The sequence below is a fragment of the Gimesia fumaroli genome (assembly GCF_007754425.1).
Classification (GTDB): Bacteria; Planctomycetota; Planctomycetia; order Planctomycetales; family Planctomycetaceae; genus Gimesia; species Gimesia fumaroli.
On sequence record NZ_CP037452.1, the window covers coordinates 2,279,870 to 2,299,304 of the forward strand.

The 19,435-nt window shown below is 51.9% G+C and carries 10 protein-coding genes; 9 read left to right on the top strand and 1 reads right to left on the bottom strand.

Annotated elements, in window-relative coordinates; translation table 11 throughout:
• The 3 genes from Enr17x_RS08755 to Enr17x_RS08765 all read left to right on the top strand — a co-directional run bounded on the left by Enr17x_RS08755 (position 1) and on the right by Enr17x_RS08765 (position 8,489).
• On the top strand, positions 1 to 1,467 hold the full coding sequence (locus Enr17x_RS08755; RefSeq protein WP_145307874.1) for a DUF1501 domain-containing protein: 1,467 nt from the start codon (positions 1 to 3) through the stop codon (positions 1,465 to 1,467).
• A gap of 173 nt (positions 1,468 to 1,640) precedes the next feature.
• Positions 1,641 to 3,002: a DUF1501 domain-containing protein gene (locus Enr17x_RS08760; RefSeq protein WP_145307876.1), complete on the top strand. Its 1,362-nt coding sequence runs from the start codon at positions 1,641 to 1,643 to the stop codon at positions 3,000 to 3,002.
• Positions 3,003 to 3,704: 702 nt separating this feature from the next.
• Positions 3,705 to 8,489, top strand: a complete 4,785-nt coding sequence (locus Enr17x_RS08765; protein WP_145307879.1) for a glycosyl hydrolase family 8 — start codon at positions 3,705 to 3,707, stop codon at positions 8,487 to 8,489.
• A 116-nt stretch (positions 8,490 to 8,605) separates the two neighbouring features.
• Here the strand turns inward: Enr17x_RS08765 and Enr17x_RS08770 are convergent, their stop codons facing one another.
• Entirely contained in the window at positions 8,606 to 9,943 is a 1,338-nt protein-coding gene (locus Enr17x_RS08770; RefSeq protein WP_145307880.1) for a DUF1501 domain-containing protein, read from the bottom strand.
• Positions 9,944 to 10,525: 582 nt separating this feature from the next.
• Here Enr17x_RS08770 and Enr17x_RS08775 point away from each other — a divergent pair.
• The 6 genes from Enr17x_RS08775 to Enr17x_RS08800 all read left to right on the top strand — a co-directional run bounded on the left by Enr17x_RS08775 (position 10,526) and on the right by Enr17x_RS08800 (position 18,797).
• Positions 10,526 to 10,996, top strand: coding sequence for a hypothetical protein (locus tag Enr17x_RS08775; protein ID WP_145307882.1), 471 nt, complete (start codon positions 10,526 to 10,528; stop codon positions 10,994 to 10,996).
• Between the two features lie 231 nt (positions 10,997 to 11,227).
• Complete coding sequence (locus Enr17x_RS08780; RefSeq protein ID WP_232100991.1) at positions 11,228 to 12,667, top strand: efflux RND transporter periplasmic adaptor subunit; 1,440 nt, start codon at positions 11,228 to 11,230, stop codon at positions 12,665 to 12,667.
• Between the two features lie 9 nt (positions 12,668 to 12,676).
• Positions 12,677 to 16,117 carry an efflux RND transporter permease subunit gene (locus tag Enr17x_RS08785; protein ID WP_145307884.1) on the top strand — a complete coding sequence of 1,147 codons (3,441 nt, stop codon included), beginning with the start codon at positions 12,677 to 12,679 and terminating at the stop codon, positions 16,115 to 16,117.
• A gap of 29 nt (positions 16,118 to 16,146) precedes the next feature.
• The gene (locus Enr17x_RS08790; RefSeq protein WP_232100992.1) at positions 16,147 to 16,644 is read left to right on the top strand and encodes a hypothetical protein; all 498 of its coding nucleotides are present in this window, start codon (positions 16,147 to 16,149) and stop codon (positions 16,642 to 16,644) included.
• 128 nt (positions 16,645 to 16,772) lie between these two features.
• Positions 16,773 to 17,120 (top strand): DUF3147 family protein, encoded by a 348-nt coding sequence (locus tag Enr17x_RS08795; RefSeq protein ID WP_145307886.1) that lies wholly within the window; start codon positions 16,773 to 16,775, stop codon positions 17,118 to 17,120.
• Between the two features lie 198 nt (positions 17,121 to 17,318).
• Complete coding sequence (locus Enr17x_RS08800) at positions 17,319 to 18,797, top strand: IS4 family transposase (protein ID WP_145307888.1); 1,479 nt, start codon at positions 17,319 to 17,321, stop codon at positions 18,795 to 18,797.
• The last annotated feature ends 638 nt before the right edge of the window (positions 18,798 to 19,435 follow it).

Here is a 19,435-nt window from a genome sequence, read left to right on the forward strand (position 1 = left end):
ATGAATCCTCTGGAAGAATACCAGCGACAGTTAACGCGTCGACAATTGTTATCACGCTCTCGTGGATGCCTGGGCGCAACAGCGCTTGCTACATTATTGGGAGACGTTCCTAAACTATCTGCTGCCGGCCCAACAAACCCGGATCAACGAGGTTTGCCGGGACTGCCTCATTTTGCCCCCAAAGCGAAACGGGTGATTTATCTCTTTATGGCCGGTGGTCCCAGTCATATCGACCTGTTTGACTACAAACCGGAACTGAAGAAGATTCACGGGAAAGAGCTGCCTGAGTCGGTTCGCAAGGGACAACGACTCACGGGAATGACCAGCGGTCAGAAATCGTTTCCCTGTGTGGCGCCCATGTTCAATTTCAAACGTTATGGCGAACGGGGAACCTGGATCAATGGAGACATCCTGCCGCATACCGCATCGATTGCGGATGACATTGCGATTATCAGGACTATGAATACGGAAGCCATCAACCATGATCCCGCGATTACGTATATTAATACGGGGACACAGCAGTTGGGACGTCCCAGTTTTGGCGCGTGGCTGAGTTATGGATTAGGCAGTCCAAACAAAGATTTGCCCGCTTATGTGGTGATGATTTCTGTCGGTAATGCACCAGGGCAAGCACTCTATTCGCGGCTTTGGAGCAGTGGCAACTTGCCTTCACGCCATCAGGGCGTGCAGTTTCGTAGTGCCGGAGATCCCGTTTTGTTTCTGTCCGATCCCAAAGGATTGGACAGAGGTCTGCGTCGTAAAATGCTGGATGGACTGGCGAAAATCAATGCGGAAAAATCACAACTTTCAGGAGACCCGGAAATTGAAGCCCGCATCGCGCAATACGAAATGGCGTATCGGATGCAAACCTCGGTGCCGGGTTTAATGGATCTGAGCGGAGAAACAAAAGCGACGTTTGAGATGTACGGACCCGATTCAGAGAAAAAAGGAACATTCGCTGCAAACTGTATTTTAGCTCGTCGGATGGCCGAACGCGGCGTCCCCTTCATTCAACTTTTCCAGCGTGGCTGGGATCAGCATGGCAACTTGCCCAAAGCAATTCGCAATAATTGTGATAAGGTGGATCAGCCCGCAGCCGCCCTGGTGAAAGATTTGAAACAACGGGGTTTATTGGACGATACCGTTGTCATCTTCGGTGGTGAATTCGGCCGCACAATTTATAGCCAGGGAACATTAACGAAAGACAACCACGGCCGAGATCACCACGGTCGCTGTTTCTCAACCTGGGTTGCCGGTGGCGGATTTAAGCCAGGCATCGATTACGGCGAGACCGACGATCATTGCTATAACATCGTCAGAGATCCCGTGCATATTAACGATTTAAACGCCAGCGTTCTGCATTGCCTGGGCATCGACCACAATCGCTTTACGGTGAAATATCAGGGGCTCGATCTCAAACTCACAGGCGTCGATGGAGCACAAGTCGTCAAGGGGCTACTGTCTTAGGCAAAATAGATCTCAGGGGGACAAAGGAGAGAGCGGACAGATTTCTAGTTCTTCCTTCTGAGTGCACTACTTGACCTAGAGGCTGATTTTGATGATAATCGACAAATCAATTGTTACTGATGTAATGGCAAGCCAGCATCGCTCATTGCTTTACTGCCTGAAGAAATCGTTCGATGAAAAAACAAATATCCCAAGAACTGACAAATTGCGAAGGAGTTTCACGTCGTAATTTTGTGCAGGCTGGCTTACTGGGCGCCGGCGGTCTGGGGCTGGCTGATCTCCTGAAGCTCAAAGCTGAGGGGGCGATTCACCCAAAACAGCAGGATACCAGCGTTATTCTCTTCTGGTTAAGTGGCGGACCCGGCCATATGGAGACCTGGGACCCCAAGTCAGAAGCACCTGCAGATTATCGGGGGCCTTTTCAATCCATCGCGACGAGTCTGGATGGCGTGCAATTCAGTGAATTGATGCCGGAGCAGGCAAAGCTGGCTGAGCACCTCGCTGTCTTGCGAACGGTCAATCACGGTTCCGGCGATCATACGAAAGGGAATCACTGGATGCTGACGGGCTTCGAAGGCCCTGCATTCAATGCCCCTGATAACCGCGTGCAAAGACGACCCTCAATGGGTTCCGCGGCTTCCTTTTTGCGGGGTGCGAATCAGGCCGGGATGCCATCTTATGTAGGTGTACCGCATTTACGGGGCGGAACCGATAATCTGTTTCACTATTCATCCTACATCGGAGGGGGCAGCAATCCGTTCATTGTCAATTCTGATCCGAATACCAATGGCTTCAATGTCAAAAATCTCACGTTAGCAAAAAACTTGACGTTAGACAGATTGAACAATCGTCGGGAACTTCTGGGTTCACTCGATGTGCTGCCGCGCGATCATGAAAAATCATTCCGCGATCTGGATGAACATCAACAGAAAGCATTTGAGTTACTCGCCTCAAAAGGTGTTCGATCCGCGTTCGACATAACGGCAGAGCCCGACTTTCTGCGTGACAGTTACGGTCGGCATACCTTCGGACAAAGTGCTTTACTGGCGCGTCGACTGATTGAGCATGGCGCGACATTTGTGACCGTCAACTGTGTGCCGTGGGACCATCACGGTTCTGCAGGTCGATATAAAACCGAAGAGGGGGCACGCAAACTGATCCCCCCGCTTGATGCCGCGATTGCAGGTCTCGTTCGCGATTTGATGGATCGCGGCTTGTATGAGAAAACGCTGGTTGTAGCGATGGGCGAGTTTGGTCGAACGCCACGCATTAATAAACATGCTGGCCGTGATCACTGGGGCAGAGTATTCAGCGTATTAATGGGCTGTGGCGGTTTGAATATGGGGCAGGTTGTTGGTCGTTCCAGTAGCCGCGGTGAAGATGTGGTGGAACGTCCTATCGGTCCACAAGACGTCGCTGCGACAATTTACCGACATCTGGGAATTGATCCACAGCGCGTGATTTTGCGTGATCGACTGGACCGCCCGATGCCTCTTCTCGATACCGGCGAAGCGGTTTCCGAATTGTTTGGCTGATATTGGTATCTGTCGATGTGAGACTTAGCCTGTCTTAGGTTTGAAAAAGTAGATGCAACGAGATAGATAGGCTCCTCCCTGGATCATCGATGATCAGCTTTCGATTGAGCCCAAGGCCGGCAGGACTTCATCACGGTCTGTTTTTCAGGTCCAATTACTCAAATGATGCGGTGGGGATGTATGCTGCTTTTGGGATCGCCCCAGTTTAGTGCCAGAGTATTGGAGCAATCGATCTCCCGGTTATATCATTTAGTCGTGTTGTGATAATTGCTACGAATCATAATCATTTTGCTTAGTGCTTGCCGAAGATTACCTGCCTGTACATGAATCTCTAAATGTTTTTGAAGCAAATCTGGACACAGGGTAGGGGGCATGGTTAAATCAGAGTATTCCGAGCCTGGATTGGTTCCAGGCTCAAATCACATCTGAAATCTCGGACATTGCTGTTTGATCTGGGCCGAAACAGCTTCCGCGCCAAGTTAATTCTGGGCACGTTAGCAGTCAGCGGCCGCCTGTCTACCTCGCGGTTTTCTGCTCACACCCGGGTATAAGCAGTGTTACGATGACCAAAGCACGTTTCAGAATCATCAGAATCCTGAACTCGTGCCAAGTCCATTGTCGTTTGATGCGGAATCTCTGCATCAGAGATGATCACTGTCTTGGCACAGACTGAAAGGACTCTGCGTTCGCAGAGTTGATGAGATGAAACGACTTTATGTTAATCTTCTGCAATGGTTCATGCAGCAGCACATCACACCACGCCGGTCTCGCGCCCAAAAAACACGGCGATTCGATTCGCTTGAGTCACTTGAAGTGCGAACAATGCTTGCGGCCCATCCACTGGCCGATGCACCCGACATTCAATTCCAGATCGAAGAAGACTGGGGCTCTGGAAGGACGGCCAGCTTGATTCTGACGAACGACGAAGCAAGTGCCTTTACGGATTGGCAGTTGGAGTTCGATTATAGTGGCGAAATTCAATCACTTTGGAATGCCGAGGTGGAGAATCTCGGCGGCGGCCGGTATCGAATTACGCCTCCGAATTGGGATAACACACTTGATGTGGGTGAGTCTTTGTCGGTCGGATTCGTTGCCGTGGGAAATCATAGCGAACCTTCGGGATTCGCTTTTCTAGGCAGTGGTAGCCCGGGAGATCCGGTTGATCCTGACCCCGATCCGGATCCCGATCCTGTGGTGGGCGTTCCTAACAAGCCCAGCGTGAGTGTCCTGAAAGACTTCACTGCGGGTGGCTATCATGTGACCCTCAACCTTTATGCAGGGGCACCTGCGGAGCAGTGGAAATTATACGAGAACGGCGAATTGATCTACGAGTCGTCTTTGTCGGGGAATACGACTCCTCAAACAGATAGCCTGCACATCACGAACAGAGCCTACGGTATTTTTCGATATCAGGTCGAAGTCAGCAATGCGAGCGGCGTAACACTAAGTGACGAAATCGTCTACGTGGCTGGTGACGCCAGCCTAATCAGCATCGAAGAAGTCGACGTGACAGGACAAGCCCTGCAGACGACGATCGACCAGACGACGGTCGAATACACCCTTGCTTCCTCAAGTGAGTCGGCACAGTTTAGTGTCGTGACCAGTAATTCACGGGTCATCAATGCTGAGATCGTAAATGGTAATACGTTACGAATTACCGGTCTGGAAGCAGGACGGGCATCTTTGCGGATCACCGATGCAGAAACTGGCGAAGATCGCTATATCGGGGTGCGCGTCCGCACCGAGGACGCGCAGCTGCCGGGTCTACCCGATTACGTCACCATCGGTTCGGTGAGCGAAGATACCACCGGCGATCTGGCGTTCTGGCAGGATTTTGACAGCAGCGATCCGCTGACAAACAAATATGTTGACTCTCGGTATATTTATCTGAATGGCGGGCCAATCAGCGGCTGGCGCAGTTGGGACCCGGATCGTGTGAGCAGTTATGTTCGCGAAAGCATGAAGCTGGGAATGATTCCGCAGTTCGTTTACTACAACATTCCGGATGGCGGGGAAAGCTATACGACCGATCTGGAGCACATCAATAGCCTGTCGTATATGGAAAACTATTTCCGCGACCTGAAATATGCACTCGATACGATTCGCACTGAAGCCGGTGACGAGCTGGTGCAGATGATTTTGGAACCTGACTTCATCGGTTACATGATGCAAAATGCCGGCGCTTCAGCCAGTGCGATTTCAGCGATGACGAGTGCAGCCTATAGCAGCGGCGTGTTACAGCAGGGCGTCGATCCGCAGTTCGATAACTCGGTGACGGGCCTGATTCAGGCGATCAATTATACGATCAGCACTTATGCTCCGAATGTGGAATTCGGCTGGCAGTTCAACCTCTGGGCTTCACCTGGTATCGAAACGCCGATCCCCGGTACGGGAATCGTGCATCTGACGGATACGTTGGGAGTGGAAGCAGGGCGTGCTGCGATTGCCCGCGAAGCGGAATTGATCGCAGAATATTATATGGAGGCAGGAATTCTGAGTTACGGTGCCGGGTTTATTTCGCTCGATAAATACGGTCTGGATGCCGGTGCCCAAAATGGAGCAGCAAGTAACCCGGAAGCCAGTACCTGGTTCTGGAACAACGATCACTGGAATAATTATTTGTTGATTGTTCAGACACTCACGGAAACGACGGACCGTGAAATGGTGCTCTGGCAGATTCCCGTTGGTCATATTAATGACAGTCTCGCCACGAATCCGTATGACGAGAATGGCACCTTTGACCCACTGACAAATACGACACGCCAGTATGAGGACTCTGCTCCCACGTTCTTCCTGGGCGATACCTTTACGGCAAGCGGAGATCGTCTGGATTACTTTTCGACCAATGAATTCGGGGATGATAAGTTGACCGTTTCCGGCAATACCGTCACCTGGGGGTCGCACATCGAAGAGGCACGGGCCGCCGGTGTCCGGCAGATCCTCTTTGGAGCTGGTGTCGGCATCAGCACGGATTCGATTGGCAGTGAGCCTACCGACGATTACTGGTGGATTACCAAGGTGCAGGAGTACTATCAGAATCCGGTTCCATTGGATGTTGTCGTCGATCCTCCTGATGAGGTAGAGCCGGTGGTAAGCATCAGCGGTGCCACGGTCACTGAAGGGGGCAGTGGATCTGTTCTGGCGACGTTAACGGTTTCGCTTTCTGCACCTGCGACTGAAGCAGTTACAGTCAACTACCAGACGTCCAATGGAACAGCCACCGCTGGTGATGATTATGAAGCTGCCAGCGGTCAGGTTACGTTCGCCGTTGGTGAAAGTGCAAAGACGATTACGGTTCGTGTCTTTGGGGATACACAGGTCGAATCGAATGAGCAGTTTTATGTGACCCTCAGTAGTCCCAGCGGCGCTACTCTGGATGAAAACCTTTCGTCTGCTGCCAATACGATTCTCAATGACGACGTTGCCAGCGAAACAGACGTAACGGTCACGACACCCTTCGAAACACCTGTCACGATTTCGATTGGTACGTCTGCAGGAGACCCGGACTTCGCCAGCCATGTGCAGCAGTATGTGAACGGGACTCTATTCCCCAGTCAATACAGCCAGGAGCAACTTGATGCTGTGGTGAGTGATTACTATAACCAATGGAAGTCAGACTGGTTGCGTGTCGATCCTGGTGGAAACGGCTATCGGGTGATCATGGACTCGTCAGGACGGACGACATCGGAAGCACAAGGCTACGGGATGCTGATCCTGGCACACCTGGATGGCTATGATCCGAATGCTCAGGCAATCTTTGATGGTCTGTTCCAATATTCGCGGGCGAACCCCAGTCAGGGGAATCCGGATCTGATGGACTGGGCGCAACCGGATGCCTACGGGAATAACAGTGCCTTTGATGGAGATGCGGATATTGCCTATGCTCTGTTAGTCGCCGATGCGCAGTGGGGCAGTGATGGCGCGGTCAACTATCGCCAGGAAGCGATTACCATCATCAATGCCATGTACGAATCGACGATTGGACCGGACAGTCATCTCCCGATGCTGGGGGACTGGGTCAATCCGAATGGCGGTCAGCATAACCAGTGGACTACCCGTACCAGCGACTTTATGTATGGTCACTTCAGAGCGTTTGAAGCTGCCACTCAGACCGGAGCCTGGGACGAAGTTATTGCTGCCACGCAGAATGTGTCGACGAAACTGCAGCAGCAATCAGGGACAGGGCTGGTGCCGGACTTTGTGATCGTGGATCCGGTGACCGGCAATGTTTCCCCCGCTCCTTCGGGATTCCTGGAAGTCAACGATCAGCATTACTGGTATAATGCGGGACGTGTTCCCTGGAGAATTGGCACGGACGCGGTTTTGAGTGGCGATGCCGTTTCGTTGGCGCAGGCACAGATGTTGTCTGAGTTCTTTCAGCAGTCTTCAGGGGGGAATCCGTCACAGATTCTGGGCGGCTACGCGCTCGATGGAACGCCGTTGAATAACTGGAGCGATCCTTTCTTCCGGGCAGCGGTGGGGGTCTCAGCCATGACCGGTTCAGATGCCGCGGATCAGGCCTGGCTTAACTCGGTGTTCGACAGTGTCGCGACGACTCACTCGAATTACTATGCGGATTCGGTCTCCATGCTGAGCATGCTGGTGATGTCAGGAAACTATATCAGCCCGACGTCTTCGATAGGGGGGAGTGCGACCCTGGAGTCGTTCACTCAGCCCGCTCACGGGCAGGTCGTTGACAATCAGGACGGCACGCTGACTTACACGCCGGCTGCTGATTTCTCTGGCGATGACAGCTTTACTTATACGACTGTCGCCGAATCCGGTAGCATCACCACCACAACGGTGCTTGTCACTGTTGAGCCTTTCGTGGTCATCGTTCCCGAGGTTTCCATCAATGATGTCACTGTGACCGAAGGTGATAGCGGCAGTTCCCTGGCTGTGTTTACCGTCACGCTGGATCAGCCGGCCACCGAACCGGTGTCAGTGCAATACCATACCCAGGACGGGGCTGCGATTGCTGGTCAAGACTATCAGGCTCTCAGCGGTCAACTGGTCTTTCAACCAGGGGAGACGACGAAAACCATTTCGGTGCCGATTCTGGGTGATACTGTGATCGAATCGAATGAGGGCTTCCAGGTTGTGCTCGATCAGGCAGTCGGTGTCACACTGGCATCGTCTATTGGGTCCGGTACGATTCAGGACAACGATGCGCCGGCTCCCGTGGGGGGCGTGGACTTTGCTGTCGTGAATGACTGGAGCAGTGGGTTCCAGGGAGCAATCGAGATCAGCAATGAAAGTGACGAAGCCTGGGAAGGGTGGATACTGCAGTTCACTTTCGATGGTGACATCACGGATATCTGGAATGCCGAGATTGTGTCTCACGTCGGAAATACCTACGTCATTCGCGGTGCATCATGGAATCGGGACGTCCCCGCTGGTGGAACGATTTCCTTTGGTTTCATCGCGACTCCGGGCGGTCTGGATGATCCCTTGACGGATTTCATTCTGAATGGGGGGCTCATTTAATACCGAAGGGTATTTTTGATACCCTCAAATACTTACGTTAGCAGAAAGAAAACAGGCCTTCGTCAGATGACGAAGGCCTGTTTGTTAGATGGTAGTTCACTTTTGAGGAAGAAATTTTAGATGACTTCAGGCAGAGGGAGGTAACCGCTATCCACGAGGTACTGAGGTCGACCGGCGTGATCGGGAAGGGTAATCTGCTGCACGTCGATCCCCATGTTGTGATAGAGCGTGGCAAACATTTCCTGGAAATGGACCGGGCGATTTTCCGCCTCACCACCCAGCCGGTCTGTGGTTCCGATGACCTGACCTGTTTTCATGCCGCCACAGGCGAGTAAGGCATTACAAACGCGTGGCCAGTGATCGCGACCTCCATTTTTGTTGATCATCGGCGTACGTCCAAATTCACCCCAGGCGATGACCGTTGTATCTTCCGCCATACCACGTTGGTGCAGATCCTCAATCAGCGCGGTGACGGCCTGGTCGAAATCGGGGAAGTTTTCCTTGGCAAGTTTGAAATTGCTACCATGCCAGTCCCAGAAGCTGTAACTCAGAGTGACAACGCGGGCTCCGGCTTCGACAAGACGCCGCGCGAGAAGAAATTGCTCGTTCAGTCGCGGAGCAGCGTCACCCTGTTTTCTTGTTGTTCCTTTGCCGTAGCGTTCGCGAATCGCGGGATCTTCTTTTGAAACATCAAGCGCCTCTACCAATCGCCCCGAGGTCAGAACACCAAAGGCCTGTTCGTTGAAGGAATCGAGCCCTTGCATCGCACCACTGGCATCGGCATCACGCCTGAATTGATCAAAACTACGCAGCAGACTTTTGCGATCCTGCAGGCGATCTAAGGTAATGCCATTGAGCGTCATATCGCCCTTCATTTCGCCATTCGGATTGAAAGGAGTATGCGACATTCCCAGAAAGCTGTTTTTCCCAAAGTTATAGGGGGTGTGCTGCATTTTAGGCGAAAGATTCACATAAGCGGGTGAGGTTGCCCGTGGATTGCCTTTTAAGTGTGACAGAGCAGAACCCAACTCGGGCCAACCGCCGGCTGGCTGGTTTCGGTCACTGTGTCCGGTCATACATTGAAATGAGGCGTGTTGGCCGATCGAACCGACGAGCGAATTCACAAAAATACATTTATCGGAAATCCGTGCCAGTCTGGGGAGGTGTTCGCAAATGTGAATGTCAGGAACATTGGTTGAGATGGGATTGAATTCGCCGCGGATTTCAGTGGGCGCGTCTAACTTAAGATCATACATGTCCTGATGCGGCGGTCCGCCCGGCAGATAGATCATGATGATCGATTTATGAGAATTGGCTTTACTTGATTGTTGTTCGGCTTTGAGTAGATTCGGTAAGCTCAGCCCACCCAGACCAAACGCTCCGATTTTAATGAAATTCCGCCGCGACACCTGATTGCAGAACTTGTTGGAAGAAGCATCAAAAATGTTAAGCATTAACAACTCCAGGGAGGATCTCACAACGTCCAATGACGCTCGATTTGGTGGGAGATAGATTTTGTGTAGATAGAGATCATTGATTGATATAATTCTACCTCTCGTTTTCTGATTTGTCTACATCGACCATTAAAGACCTGATTTCAGGACTTGATACAAGGCGGTTCCATTATAGAGGGCTCTAAGTGCTTAAAATGTTATTGGAATCCGGGGCATAATCACACAGCATTGAGTTATCAGAGACACAACCGCCAGATCTTCAAATTTGCTGCAAGGAAACGAGAAATTTGACGCTTCGTGGTAGTCATAACGATCTCACTAGAAGATTGAGGCTGCTCGCTTGTGAAACGAATCATTCAGGGGCGCGTCAGCATAAGAAGACCTGTCAGAACGTTTTTGGGGTCTAGTCTTTGTCTAACAGGAGGTTTTAAAAAATGATGATTTTGTTAGAAATGATAGAAGCAGGGTAGGGACTGTATGTATATGTTGTCTGTGTGGTTTTAATATTTGGTGTCTGGACATTAACCAATCGAGCGTTAGAATAACCTCAACAATCTGTGACTTTCTACCGAAACAGTGGATATGCTAAGAAGAATCCTGTCCCTATTACTGATCCCCTTTGTGTTACTGACCCAGTCAGTCTCATTCGGGCATTTGCATGCAAGTAACCAGCCTGCAGGGCATGATTTGCGCGTTCATATTCATGTCAGCTCACCTGAGGCTGACGAACAGCATTCGCATTCACATGGGACTCACTCTCATAAACATGAGGGGCACTCGCATACGGATCATGACAAGCCTGATTCTTCTCAGGTCGACTTTCCCTTTGACCATGAATCTTCTGCCATCTACCTCAACAGTACGGACCTGACATCGAGTTCGCGTTCATTGCTGGGAACAGAACTGGTGTTGTCCTTTCACTGGAATGCGATCGAAGTCGATGCGCTGGCCTGCTCATTATCGGCGGCTACTCCTGAATTGAGCAGGCAGGATTGCGCACCTCCCGGGGCCGAATCCCCGCTCTTTCTCCGCCATCACGCTTTTCTGAACTAAGCGTGCGCTTTTCTTGCAGGCAGTCTCTGAACTGACATGCTGCTGCCCTGCTGTCTCTATTGGCGTCGAAGAAATTTTTATTGCATGCTGGTACTGATTTTCCAGCGAAGCTGCGAATCGTTCATCAAGCTTTGTGTCCATGGGATGGTCAGAATGCGTTTTTTCTGATCACGGCGGAGCTGATGAGTTGGATTTTCAAAATCCCGATTTTCGGTATTTAAAGGGACCGTTATGAAGGTACTTCTTCAATCGTTGAAGCCTGTTCTGGGAATCACAATCTTTGTTTTGATTGCTGCCAGTTTTATCTTGCGCGATCACTGGTTGCCGCTACTGGATCCAAATCAGGCTGGTCAATCGAAAAATGTGGGCGCTGCATCGAAAAAAGCAGAGGGCAAAAAAAGTTCGGATCAGCAAAAGATCGTCCTCTCAGACCAGGCAATTGCCAATCTGGAGTTGAAAGTGAAATCAATTTTTCCCGAGACCTATTGGAAAACGCTCCAGGTCCCGGGAATGATCGTGGATCGTCCAGGACGCAGTGACCAGAGTGTGATTTCACCCGTCAATGGGGTCGTAGAGAAAATGAACTACTTTCCGGGCGATACGGTTCGACCGGGTGATGTGCTCTACACGATTCGTATTCTCAGTGAAACTTTGCTGCAGACTCAGACCAATCTGTTCAAAGATACCCAGAATCTCGTGCTGGCGGAGAGAAAGAGAAAACGCCTGGAATCCTCCAGGGGCGCGATTCCTGAATCCCGGATCATCGAGGCGGCCAATGATATTACCCGCTTGAAGGTGGCCATCAAGGGCTACCAGCAGGAACTGCGCAGTCGGGGGTTCAGCCAGCAGCAGTTGCAGGAAATTGCCAGCGGTAATTTTATTCAGGATCTGGATATCCTGGTTCCCGATCGCATGTCAAAATCCAAGCCACTGGATGCGTCCGTTGTCATGAAAACATCAGGTAAAGAAGTCAAACTGAAAACACCTCCTACATTCGAGGTCCAGGAATGTGAGGTCGATCTGGGACAGCAGGTGAAAACGGGGCAGACGTTGTGCCTGCTGGCAAACCATCGTCTGCTGGCGATTGAAGGACGCGCCTTTCGGAACGAAACACAACTGCTGGAGCGCAACGTGAGAGAGGGCTGGCCGGTCGAAGTCGATTTTCAGGAACACGCAGCGAGTGACTGGCCCGCTCACAATCAGGTTTTTCTGATTCACAAGCTGATGAATGTCATCGATCCCGTGAACCGTACTTTCGCCTTTCGTCTGCCATTGGAAAATCAGTCCCGTCTTTTAAAGCAGAATGGACAGATTCAGGTACTCTGGCGTTTTCGTCCCGGCCAGAAAGTGCGGCTGTTGATCCGGGTGGAAAAACTGGACAACGTGTTCGTGCTTCCGGCTGATGCCGTTGCCCGTGAAGGTGCGGAGGCTTACGTCTTCATCCAGAATGTGAATACCTTCTACCGTAAACCGGTGCGTGTCCTGGAGCGGGATCGGCGTCATACGGTTATTGCCAACGATGGCTCGCTCACGCCCGGTTCATTTGTGGTCCAGGGATCTGCCGAACAATTGAACCGCATGCTGAAGTCGTCTTCCGGGGATGATTTGCCAGAAGGCTACCACATTCATGCAGACGGCAGTCTCCACAAAAACGAAGATGAAGGGAAATAGGGGAACGCTGTGCTCAATTCCATTATCCGACTTTCGTTGACTCATCGCACACTGGTGCTGGCTGCCTGTGTTGTCATCCTGGCTTACGGCGGTTACCTGACCACCACATTGCCGATCGACGTTTTTCCCGACCTCGATCGCCCGCGCGTAGTGATTCTGACGGAGTGCCCTGGCATGTCGTCTGAAGAGGTTGAAACTCTGGTCACTTATCCCATTGAAACAGCGATTCTGGGAGCGAACGGGGTCGAAGATGTTCGCAGCCAGTCCAGCCAGGGCATGAACGTGATCTACATTGAATTCAGCTGGCAGACCGAACCTCGCTACGCCCGTCAGATTGTCTCGGAACGCCTGGCGAATGTGCCCATGCCGCCTGGCATCCGCCCGATTATGACACCGCAGGCTTCGATCATGGGGCAAATTCTGCATGTGGGAATCCATCGCCGCAAAGGACCACAAGGGGGAACGCTGACCCCGATTGGACAGACTGGCCTACTGGCGGAACGTACCGAACAAGAGGGAAAACCTGTACTGACGGTGTGGAATCCGGTAGAGCGCAACGATCCCGGTCTGTGGCAGAAAATAGAGGTCCGGAATTCCAATTGGAAACCGAAAGATCTCGGACGAAATGTTTCTTTTGTCTGGAATAAACGTTCCTATGACGTCGTTTTTCCGACTCCCCTCGAAGAACGAATGGACCTGCGTACCACGGCCGACTGGTTGATCAGGCCGCGTTTGCTCAAATTAACCGGCATCGCAGAAGTCATTGTCATGGGAGGCGATAAAAAGCAGTACCAGGTTCTGGTCGACCCCATTAAATTACAGGAATACAATGTTTCGCTGCAGGATGTCGAGGAGGCCGTTCAATCAAATAACCTGAATGCCAGCGGCGGATTTATCCTCAGTGGCCAGACCGAACGTTCTGTGCGGATCATTGGTCGGCTGGGGGCAATTACGAATGAAGTACTGGATGAACTTCGTAAAGCTCCGATTAAAATGAACGGTGATCGTGCTGTCCTACTTGAGAACGTGGCAGAAATCGTCGAAGGCCCTGCGCCAAAGCGGGGAGATGCCAGTATCGATGGACACGCGGGCGTGGTGATTACGATCGTCAAACAGCCGCATGCCGATACCAGAAAGCTGACTGATGATGTGATGGCGGCTCTACATGATGCGGAAACATCACTGCCTGCCGACATCGTGATCAACACGAAGCTGTTCAAGCTCAAAAGCTTTATTGACCGGGGGATTTACTATGTAGAAGAAGCCCTGGTGATTGGTGCAGTACTCGTGGTAATCGTGCTGTTTCTGTTTCTGCTGAATCTGCGGACGACGTTCATTACACTCACCGCAATTCCGTTATCACTGGTGATCACAACCCTTGTTTTTCGGATTGTCGGAATACTCACGGGCACCGAACTCTCGATCAATGTGATGACCCTGGGAGGGATTGCAGTTGCGATTGGTGAACTCGTTGACGATGCGATTGTGGATGTGGAAAATATTTTCCGTCGCTTGGGAGAAAATAACCTGAGCCCTGATCCGAAGCCCGCCATTGTCGTCGTGTATGAGGCCAGCCGGGAAATTCGTTCTGCGATTATCTTTGGTACCGCCGTTGTGGTGCTGGCCTTCATGCCCCTGTTTGCCCTGTCGGGAGTCGAAGGGCGTCTGTTCGTTCCCCTGGGAGTGGCTTATATTGTTTCGATTCTGGCCTCGCTGCTGGTCTCGCTGACGGTGACCCCCGTATTGTCTTTCTATCTGCTGCCCCAGGCCAAGGCGACCCACGAGCATCAGGATGGGCGTTTGCTGCGGGTTCTGAAGTGGGGTGCCGGATATCTGATCCGGTTTAGCATGCGGCATGCTGCTGTCCTGCTGTTGCTGACCTGGGCACTGGTCGGCGTCAGTGTCTGGGAACTTTCCAAACTGGGAGCTGACTTCCTGCCGAAATTCGATGAAGGGAGCGTACAGATCAACGTTACCCTGCCGGGAGGGTCTTCTTTGAAAGCTTCGAATGAAGCCTCTTCACTGATCGATGCCCAGTTGGTCAAAATGCAGAAATCCGAAGACAAGCCTCAGGAGCCGATTTTACACTTTTTCCGCCGGACCGGACGGGCCGAACTGGATGAACATGCTCAACCGGTAAATGTGGGAGAGTATATTCTGACAATGAATCCGGAGGCGAACTACGATCGTGATGAGTTTCTGGAGACGTTACTCTCTAATCTGGAAACGAATGTTCCCGGAGTCGGGATCGAGGCGGAGCAGCCGCTGTCTCATCTCATCAGTCATATGCTGTCCGGGGTCAAGGCCCAGGTCGGTATCAAACTGTATGGAGATGATCTCGATAAACTCCGCGAACTGGCGGGAGATGTCCGTGATGCGATCACCGATATTCCCGGTGTAACACCGCCCATTATCGATCCACAGGAACGGGTCGATGAACTGCATGTCGTTCTGAAGCCAGACGAACTGGCATATTTCGGATTGAGCCGTGAATATGTCGCCCGGTTTGTGGAAACAGCCCTGAAGGGGGAAGCGGTTTCTCAGGTCCTGGAAGGCCAGCGTCGGTTTGACTTGATCATCAAACTTAACGAACAATATCGTTCCGATCCATACAATCTGGGGGAACTGCGGCTGGAACTCCCCGATGGCAGAGGACAGATCCGTTTGCGGGAACTGGCTGACTTCCCCGGCTCCGCCAGTGGGCCGAACCTGATCAACCGGGAAAATGTCCGCAGACGACAGACGATTCGTTGCAATGTGTCGGGACGAGATCTGGCCAGTACCGTGGTTGAGATCGAAAAACAGGTCCGCGAACAGGTCACCCTGCCTACCGGCTATTTTGTGGAGTTCGGGGGGCAGTTTGAAGCGCAACGCTCTGCAACATTCCTGATCACGATTCTAGCTGCCGTCTCTGTTGCCGGTATCTTTATCGTGCTGATGATGCTCTATCCGTCTGCCCGGATTACGTTTCAGATCTTAAACGCCATTCCTACAGCGTTCATCGGAGGTGTCTTCGCACTGGTTTTAACCAACCAGACCCTGACGGTCGCCAGCATGGTGGGCTTTGTATCCCTGGGGGGGATTGCCGTCCGTAATGGAATTTTGCTGGTAACGCACTATTTCCATCTAATGGAAGAAGAGGGAGAAGCATTCTCTCCCCAGATGGTACTGCGGGGCAGCTTGGAACGGCTGGCTCCGGTGCTGATGACCGCATTGACCGCCGGGATCGCCTTGATTCCGCTGGTGGTGGGCGGAAATAAACCGGGACTGGAAATTCTCTATCCCGTAGCGACCGTCATACTGGGAGGGCTGGTGACATCCACCTTCTGTGAATTTTTTATTCACCCCGGATTGTTCTGGAAATTCTCAGGCAAGGATGCCAAACGCCTGGTTCGTAGTGAAAGTTCTGACGAAGAACTGCTGCGGGCTGTCACACAACAACACTCTTGATTGATTTCTCTAAAGAAAAGGAAAACAAAATGATGAACTTGAAAATCTCTGGCTTACTGTTCGCTGCTCTGATTGTGACAGGCTGTGCAGATAAAGGCAGCACAGACTCTGCTCCGAAGGAGACAACTCCACCGCCAGCAGCACAGACAGAAGAGAGTCATGGAGATGCTCATTCGCATGGGACAGGCCCGAATGGCGGGGTTGTCTTTGATCTGGGTAAGTACCATGCGGAATTCACAGTGGATCACCCAAAGCATGAGTGCACGATTCTGTTTCTGGGAGCAGATGAGAAATCGCCTGGACCGGTTGCCGCGAAAGAACTGACACTGTCAATCAAAGAAACGAAGACGGCAGAAGGCAAAGTCGTGCCTCCCATGACCGTCAAGATGCTCCCTCAGGACGAGGCAGACGGAAAAGCAGCCAAATTTGTCGGGACCGATCCCGGCATCGGAAACGTTGCTGACTTCGCCGGAACCGTACTGGGCGAAATTGATGGTAAACCATCTCAGGGTGAATTCCAGGAATAATTCATCCGCCTGTTTAACGAGTCTCCCTAGTGGTCATCGCTTTGAGGATTCACTCAAGCGGTGACCAAAAGGGACAGAGACATACATGATCTAATTCGAATCATCTACAGTGAGGATGGGGACGAAGAATGTATTATTTCTTGAAAGTGGCTCTGACAGCAGTGCTGGTAGTGGCGGTCTCCGAAATCTCCAAACGTAGCTCTCTGTTAGGTGGTGTACTTGCCTCTCTACCGCTCGTCTCCTTCCTGGGATTGATCTGGCTCTATATCGACACAGGAAGCGCCGAAAAAGTTTCTGAGCTGTCCCGAAGCATCTTCTGGCTGGTACTGCCGTCACTCTCCTTCTTTCTACTCCTGCCATTTTTGTTGAAAAAGGGAGTCGGCTTCACTGCCAGCTTCGGAATTTCGACTGTGGTGATGATTGGGCTCTATCTGGGAATGATTTTCTGTTTAAAGAAACTAGGAATCCAATCCTGACCCGAATGGCACTGCCGCTGTTTTTTGAGTTTGTGTTTGCGCAACGCTTTCGGCGTGACGCAGTCACGGTTTTAATTTTCTGATTTTTTGCCAGTTCGCTGGAAATTGTGTTTGGCAAAACCTCTCCTGGCATTATGCTGCGTTCTGGCAAGGCCTTCCTTGGGTGGTGTATGAAGACATTTGACCAAGGAAGGTTCTATGCCATTTATACCAGCTTCCCATTCGAATGCAGCATCATTTTCTCTTTTCAACCGCTCGATGATGCAAAATGCTTCGCTTCCGCTATCTGATGTAATCAACGATCAGCGCTGGCAGCAGGTCTTTGATGAACACGAAATCAATTTTGGTTCCGGCGAGGATGACGTTTACTCTCCCGCAATCACGCTCTGGGCCTTAATTTCTCAGGTCTTCTTTTCCGGCGAGCAACGCAGCTGTAAAGCGGCCGTGATCCGTGTTGCCAACCTGTGTGCCGCGCTGGGCCGACGGGTTTGCAGTACGAATACCAGTGCTTATTGTCGTGCGCGACTCAAAATCCCGTTTATCGTCATTCGAGACATTGTCCAACAAATTGCCGCTGATGCGGAAGCGGCCTGTGATCAGAATCGTGTCCAGACCAGAGAGCAGTCGGCGGCACGCCTCAGTCCTTCCAGCATCGCTGATATGAAATCACGGAGCACCGGCGGTCGCATTCTGCTGGTTGATGGCTTCACCCTCACGGCCGCCGATACTCCCAAGAATCAGCGTGCCTATCCACAGAACCCGACTCAGAAACCGGGGCTCGGGTTCCCCGTTCTACGCTGCGTTTCTCTGATCTCGATGACAACCGGACTGCTGGTGGATCTAGTGAGCGGGCCTTACAGCGGAAAAGGCAGTGGCGAAACGGCCCTGTTCTGGCAAATGCTGGATGCACTCCGACCGGGAGATACCCTGGTGGCAGACTCGTATTACTGCACGTACTGGCTGGTGAGTGCGTGCCGTGCGCGGGGCGTGCAGGTTTTGATGAAGAATCATCACCTGCGTGACGATCATCCCCAGAACGCACGGCGGCTGAGCAAACGGGAGCGACTGGTGACCTGGTCACGACCATTGCAACGTCCTGACTGGATGCCCCGTCAGGAATTCTGGCAACAACCGCTGACGCTCACTCTGCGTCTGGTCGATGTGCAGACCAATCAGCCGGGGTATCGCGCCAAAACGTTTACGATTGCCACCAGCATCACAGATCGGAAAGCATCCCCGGCGCGCTGGATCGCCGCCATGTATCAAAGCCGCTGGCTGATCGAACTGGATATTCGCAGCATCAAGTGTTCGCTGGGTATGGATATTCTGCGTGCGAAGTCTCCGGACATGGTGCTCACCGAACTCTGGTCGTGCCTGCTGGCGTACAATCTGATTCGGTTCAAAATGCTGCAAAGCAGTCTCTCAACAGACCGTGATCCGCGTTCCCTCTCGTTTGCCACCACGCAACAGATGCTGGCTGCCAGTTGGTTGTTGGGAGCCGTCACGAAGCTCACGGATGAGTTGGTTGCACTCGGACAACAGGTCCCCAGCAGCGAACGTGTGGGGCATCGCACTGGTCGAACAGAACCCAGAGCCAATAAACGCCGCACCAAAGTGCTGGCTTTGCTGAAGCAACCAAGATACCATTACCATCAACAACGGAAGGCAATCGTATGAACGCAAACTGTTACGCTACAACAGGCAGTGCCATTCAATCCTGACCCTTTACTTTCTCACACGCTATCCGGCGCTCCCTGGAAAGCACCCATTTGTCCTTGCGGCAGGCTTCATCTCGTAAAAAAAGGACTGATGTGGGAGTATCGGGATTCCTGCAGAATGTTCATCTGAGCTGGTACTGGTGATATCGGGTAAGATTAGTTTGCCGGGGGGGCTTCGGCTTGCTGCTGGAAGTTCAAACGGCAGCTAGCGCCGATCCGCTCAACTTTTGGGGACCGTTTGGGTTCCATTGAGGCGGTGATTTGGGATTGAGTGTCGCGAGGCGGGTGAGCACATCGACTCGCCCCTCCATCAGGAGAGAGTATCATGGTTGTGAAATGGATTTTTGCGAACAGCGTGGGGGAGTCAAGGGGGCGTTGCGTATTTTCTCCGGGAATGTCATGTGATCCCCCAGGATGGTCTTGTCATGTTCCAGGAATGCTAAATGAAGCGTTGCGATGTCGTTTGAAAACTGAGGTGCATCGGAGCAGTGGTTTGGAAAATCGTGCTGAAACGAGCGGTTTTAATCATGCTGATTTTCTCAGTGGGACAGGAATCTCAACTGAACCAGTAGTGCTCACTCGCGCGCCCGACTTTAT